This window comes from Streptomyces sp. NPDC016851, assembly GCF_055562795.1.
Map to the genome: position 1 here is coordinate 329,163 of NZ_JBVHEP010000008.1, position 6,463 is coordinate 335,625.

Sequence of the window (6,463 nt, forward strand, 5' to 3'; positions counted from 1 at the left end):
GCGGACCACGTAACGCCCCTCTCACCGGGCAGGCCCCGATCTCGAGCCGCCGCTGCCCGCCACCTCACCGAGGCGCCCGTCCCGTACCCGCAGCACGTCCGTGCAGCGCTCCGCCACCCCCATGTCATGCGTGGCCACCACAAGCGTGCAGCCGTACTCGGCGGCCAGCTCTCCCACCAGGTCCATGAGGTGCTCACCGGTCGCCGAGTCCAGGCTTCCGGTGGGTTCGTCGGCGAGCAGCAGCCGGGGCCGGGCGATCAGTGCCCGTGCCACCGCGACCCGCTGCTGCTGACCGCCGGACAGCTGCGAGGGCAACGCCGACTCCCGTCCCTCCAGACCCACCGCCGCGAGGAGTTCACGGGCGCGTGCGTCCCGGTCGAAGCCGGTCCTGCGGGGCAGCACGGGAGCCAGCACGTTGTCCAGCGCGCTCAGCCCCGGCAGCAGATGGAACCGCTGGAACACGAACCCCACCGTGCGCCGGTACGAAGCGGCGGCCCGCCGCCCCAGCGCGGTGACGTCCTGGCCGTCCACCCACACCCGTCCCGCATCGGCCCGTTCGATGGCCCCGATGAGGTGCAGCAGTGTGGATTTACCGGAGCCGGAGGCGCCGACGAGGGCGACGCTGCGTCCGGCCGGGATGTCCAGGCTGATGCCGTCGACGGCCTTGATCAGCCCGTCACCGGTGCCGAAGCTCTTGTGCAGGTCCTCCACCAGGACCGACGCACCGTCCCCCATAGGGTTCTCTCTCCCTCTCCGTACCTCTGTCCATCCTGCGTGGATCATCCCTCTTCGGCCAACGGCCCCGCCGGCGACCGCCGTACCGCGAGGCCGGCGGCGACGACGCTGCCCGCCACGGCCGCCAGCACTCCCGCCACCGCGACCACGCCCACCGCCACCGGCAGCCCCGCCGGAATCGAGCCGGTGAAGGCCACGGTCAGTGCGAGCCCCGTCGCCGCGCCGGGCACCGCGCCCGCCACGGCGATCACCGCACCCTGCGCGACGACCAGTCGCATGACCTCGGTGTCGGCCCAGCCGCAGGCCCGCAGCATGGCGAACTCCCCGTCCCGTTCACAGCTGTCGAGATAGAGGACATCGGCGAGGGCGAACACCCCGAGGGCCGCGGTGAGTACGGCCGCGGCCACATCGACCCCGCGCACCTCGAGGGACACCGCCTCGCCGAGGAGCGTGCCCTGGACCGCGCCCTGGAACGTCCACATGACCGCCGTGAGCAGGGAGACCGCGGCCACCCCCACCGCGAGCGCCAGCGCGCCGAGCGCCGAACGGGACGGCGTACGCAACGCTCCGCTCACCGCGAGCCCGGGCAGCGTGCGTCCGCGCCCGGCGCGCCGGGCCCGCCGTGGCCCGGCAACCGAGCCCCGCAGCGCCTGTGCCGGATACGGCCGTCCTGCCCGTATCGCCGGAAGCGCCCCGGCCAGCAGGGCCGTGGCCACCGCCAGCGGTATCGCGAGCAGCGCACGTCCCGCGGTGACGTCGAGGCCGAAGGCCCAGCCCAGTGGGAACGAGGCTCCGGCACCGGCGGCACCGGCCACGGCCGCGACCAGGGCGACCTCACCGAGGACAAGTCCCGCGAGGCGGGCGCCCGTCCAGCCGGTGCAGGCGAGGACGGCCAGTTCGCGCTGCCGGGTGCGTACGGAGGCGGCGACGGCGTTGCCGAGGAACAGCGCGCACACGCCGAGCACCAGGCCGAAGAGCAGCACGCTCTTGCGGTCGGCGGCCTCGACGAGTGCGACGGCGGTGCCCTTGGCGGTCCAGTTCTCCGTCAGCGCGAGCGCGGGCCGCCCGAACTTGCCCTCGCCCAGTGCCACTTGCTGCGGTGCCGGGGAGGAGCCCGCCGTGATGTCCACGTCGAGCCCGGTGCGGGTGGTGATCGCCTCGGCGACCGCGCGGATACGTTCCCGGGACGCCTCGTCCGTTCCGTGCACACCGTCGACCCTGACCCGCACTGCGGAGATCGGGTCCTTGGCATGCGGCGAGTCGGGGCCGGTGACGGCCTGAACCGACTGGAGGGTGGTGAGCAGTTGCGGCGGCGTGGCGAGGTAGCCGCCCGGGTTGCTGTTGGGGGCGAGCGCCTGGCCGCCGAGTGCGGCGCGGCCGGCCTCGTCGGCGGCGCGGGCGGCGGGCGGCCGGTAGGTCTCCAGGGGCACTTCGGACAGTTTCGAGAAGCCCTTCAGGCGCTCGACGGCGTAGGTGCCGACCACGCTGAACTGCGGGAAGTGGTCCTGGCTCGCGTCGGTTCCGGGCAGCCTGGTCACGGGCCGGAACGCCGTGTCCTGAACGAACCACGCCGGCAGATCGCCGCCGTACGTCGACTGCCGCCACAGCTCACCGCTGTCCGACGCGACGGGCGCGGGCCGCAGCACTCCCCCGCCGGACGCATAGCGGGGTGCTCCCGCCTGGAGGACGACGAAGGGGTTGACATCGATCGTGCCGTCCACGACCGACCGCCGGAACACGGTGTCGGCGTCGGCGCGCGTGGCCGGCCCCGGGCTGACGGGCAACCCGGCCAGCAGACCGCGCAGCTCCTTCCCGCCACGCCCGGAGAGCTTGGGAAGCGTTCCCGTGACCCTTGAGACCGACGTGCTCAACTGCTCGTCCAGATAGGGCCGGTCCGTACTGATCAGCGGAATGTCCTCGAACCGCGACCCGCCCCGCGTGTCCACGGCGGGCTTCTCACCGTCCTTCAGATACCGGCCGGAGGCCATCGCCCCGTCCACCCCGACCAGCCGAGCCTCCTGCTCGGGATCGACGGCGGCGAGCAGCAGCGTCATCGACCAGTCGATGTCGACCACCGCGCGGCGGGAGGTCGTGCGGTTGTGCACGTCCGTCCCGCTGGTGAAGCTGCCGTCCGCGTGCCGCCGCACGACGACGAGTTCGCTGCGCTGGGCGGGGTCGAGCTGGTCGTTGACCGCGCCACCGCCGTACGAGGAGACCGTACGAAGGGCGCACAGCGGCTCGAACTTCCCCCCGGGCAGCACCTCGAGCGGAGGCATCTCCCCCTCGTCGCAGGGGCTGTCCCCTCGGCTCAGCGCGTCACCGACCTCGGTCAGCTGCCGGCCGCGGTACGTGTACAGACTCCTCCAACTCGGGTCCCTGGCCGTCGATCCGGCATCCGGCAGCACGACCGGATTGCCCGTGACGTAGACGTACACCGAACCCGGGTCCTGGGCCTTGCTCAGCGACCGGTCCGTGGTCCAGGTATTGCGCAGCCGCAGCAGTTGCCGGTCGGCCTGGGGGTCGAGCTGCCCGGTCACATCGACCCGGGCGTGCGTCCCGGCCTGCACATAGCCGAGCATCGCCACGGGAGCGGCGATCTCCACCCCTCGCAGGCCGGCGATCTCCCGCCACTGACCGGGCGTGATCCCACCGAACTGCCCGGACAGAAAATTGGGCCGCACCTGGCCGACGGACTCCTCGCGCCCCGTCCGCGCACCGGAGGGCCGTACGAGGATGTCGTACGCGGCACGGAAGTTCGCGTCGGCGGACGCCTTCACCGTCAGGCGCGAGGTCTCCACGGACCCCGTCAGCAGAGTGAACCCGGCCGTCGCCACCAGCACACCGACCAGCAGCGTCAGCGTCCGCATGGACTGTCTGCGCAGCTGACCGGTGATCATTCCCCACATGGCGCCTCCATCGGCGTCATGCTAGGGAGCGGCCATACATGGGCGATACACGACGACGGCAGCGAGGGAGCGAGGACTCTCGCGGGCTCGATGGGGGCTCTCGTAGTCATCGGCGGCGGCATGGTGGCGGCATGACCTCAGCACCCAGAACTATGGTGTCCCACCACATGTGCGGCTGACCTGCGGATTCCTAGGAGACGTCATCCGCCACAGGACGCAGGCCGAGGCCGAAGGACGGACCAGTGAGATCGAGGGCATCGACCTCACCCTCACCTTCCTCCGCGCGAAGCGCGACGAGACCCGACGCCGAGCTCAGCGACCAGCCGTCCACCTCGGCATCCCCAACGAGCTGTCAGAGCCCGTGAACAACCCTCAGTCTGCCCAGATCACTCCGTCATGGGCAGGCACTCGGCGAGCAGGTCGACGACGTCCCGCCAAGCTCGCTGCGCGTGCTGAGGGTGATGACCGACCCCGGGAAGCACGATGTGGTCGACCGGTGGGTGATGGAAGGCGTGCAAGGCGCCGCCGTAGACCACGAGGCGCCAGTCGACGCCCGCAGCCTGCATCTCGGCGGTGAATGCGTCCCGTTGCGCGGGCGGCATGATCGGGTCTTCCGACCCGACCCCGGCCCACACCGGGCAGTGAATGCGCGCCGTCTCGCCTGGTCGGCCCGTGGTCAACCCGTTGATTGTCGCGATCGCGCGCAGGTCGACGCCGTCGCGCCCGAGTTCCAGCGCGATTGCGCCCCCGGTGCCGTAGCCGACGGCGGCGATCCGGTCCGGGTCGGTCCGCGGCTCGGCGCGGAGCACGTCGAGCGCCGCGTGGCCGATGCCTCGCATCCGGTCGGGGTCGGCGAGCAGCGGCATGCAGCGGGCCAACATCTCCTCAGGGTCGCCCAAATAGCGCCCGCCGTGGAGGTCGAAGGCCAGCGCCACGTATCCCAGCTCGGCGAGCGCATCGGCCCGGCGGCGCTCGACGTCGCTGAGCCCCACCCCCTCGGGCCCGACCAGGACCGCGGGCCGGCGGTCGACACCGGCCGGGAGCGCGAGGTGCCCGATCATCGTCAGGCCGTCGGCCGCGTATTCGATCGTGCGCGTTGCAACTGTCGTCATGAGCCTGGACTGTAGTGATCGTCGAGCCCGGTCGGGCCGGTGTTCTGCCGCTGGCAGAGGCAGGTCTCTGGCGTATTCCGAAACCACTCCGTCAGCGGTTCATCAGCTCAGAGTCTGTGGACAAACCGCCGTCCGCCCGAAGGGCGGGCGCACCGGGCGCCGCTGCGCGCAGACGGGCATCGTGGTGGTCGCGGCATCGGAGACCTTCTGCCCGGCCGGGTGGCGATCCGCTCTGGTGAGGTGTTACCGCTTGCGGGCGGTGGCGATGATGACGGGCAGCAGGGCGAGGGCGAGGGCTGCGCCGGTGATGGCGAGGGCGGGGTAGCCGGCGGCGGCGACGACGAGGCCCGAGGCCATGCCGCCGGCTGCGCCTGCGATGGCTACGGCGACGTCGACGAGTCCCTGGGTCTTGGCGCGGGTGGCCAGGGGGACGGCCTCGGTGACGATGGCCGTGCCGCTGACCAGACCGAAGTTCCAGCCCAGACCGAGCAGGGTGAGGGCCAGGGCGAGCAGGGCGACCGAGTCGTCCGGTGCGGTGGCGGCGAGGACGCCGGAGGCCAGGAGCGTGAGGGCAGCCCCGACGGCGATGGATGCGGAGCCGTAGCGGTCGACGAGTCGGCCGGTCAGCGGGGAGGGCAGGTACATGGCGCCGACGTGCAGGGCGATGACGAGGCCGGAGGCTGCGGTGCCGTGGCCGTGGGCGTGCATGTGGACGGGGGTCATCGTCATGACCGCCACCATGACGATCTGGGTGAGGACCAGAACCAGGACGCCCAGGGGCAGGCTGGGCACGCGCCGTGCGGTGCGCGGTGCGGGCGCGGATGCAGGGGGTGCGCTGGTGTGCTGGGCCGTGTCGGTGTCGGTGTGAAGGGTGCGGGCGATCAGGAGGGGGTCGGGGCGCAGCCAGATCATCAGGACGAGGGCGGCCAGGGTGAAGGCCACGGTGGCGATGACGAAGAGGCCGGTGAGGCCGGGCAGGCCGAGGGCGCCCGCCAGGTCACCGGTGGGGCCGGCGAGGGCGGGGCCGGCCACGCCGCCGAGGGTGGTGGCGACCAGGACGGTGGAGATGGCGCGGGCACGGTGGGCCGGTGCGGCGAGGTCGGCTCCGGCGTAGCGGGCCTGGAGGTTGACGGCGGTGCCGGCGCCGTAGAGGAACAGGGCGACGAAGAGCAGGGCGGCGCTGTTGGTGACGGCGGCGGCGATGACGCCGGCCGCGCCGACTGCTCCGACGAGGTATCCGGCGGCCAGTCCGGGGCGGCGGCCGCGGGCCTGGGAGAGGCGGCCGACGGCGATGGCTGCCAGCGCGGAGCCTGCGGTGAGCAGGCCGCTGCTCAGGCCGGCCAGGGCGGTGGAGTGGAGCATGTCCTGCACGAGCAGGGCGGCGACGGTGGTGCCCGCGGCGAGTCCGAGGCCGCTGAGGACTTGGGAGGCGAACAGCACGGTGAGGACGCGCTTTTGTGTGCGGGCGTTCGCCAGGCCGGTGTCGGATGCGGTGAGTGGTGGGGAGGGGGTGGTCGTGTGGTGAGGCATGGCTGTGCTGTTCACATCCGTCGGCAGGAGCGGGCGGGGTGGGACTCTGTGGCCTGTGGGGGTGGGCGGCGGGCCCGGGGCCCCCCCCCCCACGGGCAACGGGGGGGGTTGGTGCGCCCACCCGCCGGCGGGGGGGCCCCCCCCCCCGGGGGGGGGGGGGGGGGACGTAGGGGGCGGGCC

At 72.8% G+C, this 6,463-nt stretch carries 4 protein-coding genes; all 4 read right to left on the minus strand.

From position 1 onward, the window contains the following. Positions 1-21: 21 nt before the first annotated feature. Entirely contained in the window at positions 22-735 is a 714-nt protein-coding gene (locus ACZ3I3_RS16030) for an ABC transporter ATP-binding protein (protein WP_467365489.1), read from the minus strand. A 44-nt stretch (positions 736-779) separates the two neighbouring features. Continuing rightward, positions 780-3,641: an FtsX-like permease family protein gene (locus tag ACZ3I3_RS16035; protein WP_467365491.1), complete on the minus strand. Its 2,862-nt coding sequence runs from the start codon at positions 3,639-3,641 to the stop codon at positions 780-782. Positions 3,642-4,027: 386 nt separating this feature from the next. After that, positions 4,028-4,753: a dienelactone hydrolase family protein gene (locus ACZ3I3_RS16040; protein WP_467365493.1), complete on the minus strand. Its 726-nt coding sequence runs from the start codon at positions 4,751-4,753 to the stop codon at positions 4,028-4,030. A gap of 243 nt (positions 4,754-4,996) precedes the next feature. Next, the gene (locus ACZ3I3_RS16045) at positions 4,997-6,283 is read right to left on the minus strand and encodes an MFS transporter (RefSeq protein WP_467365495.1); all 1,287 of its coding nucleotides are present in this window, start codon (positions 6,281-6,283) and stop codon (positions 4,997-4,999) included. Between the last annotated feature and the right edge of the window lie 180 nt (positions 6,284-6,463).

Excerpts from the sequence above, each read along its gene's own strand:
- ACZ3I3_RS16045 (WP_467365495.1), bottom strand. The coding sequence starts at position 6,283 with ATGCCTCACCACACGACCACCCCCTCCCCACCACTCACCGCATCCGAC.
- ACZ3I3_RS16030 (WP_467365489.1), bottom strand. The coding sequence starts at position 735 with ATGGGGGACGGTGCGTCGGTCCTGGTGGAGGACCTGCACAAGAGCTTC.
- ACZ3I3_RS16035 (WP_467365491.1), bottom strand. The coding sequence starts at position 3,641 with ATGTGGGGAATGATCACCGGTCAGCTGCGCAGACAGTCCATGCGGACG.
- ACZ3I3_RS16040 (WP_467365493.1), bottom strand. The coding sequence starts at position 4,753 with ATGACGACAGTTGCAACGCGCACGATCGAATACGCGGCCGACGGCCTG.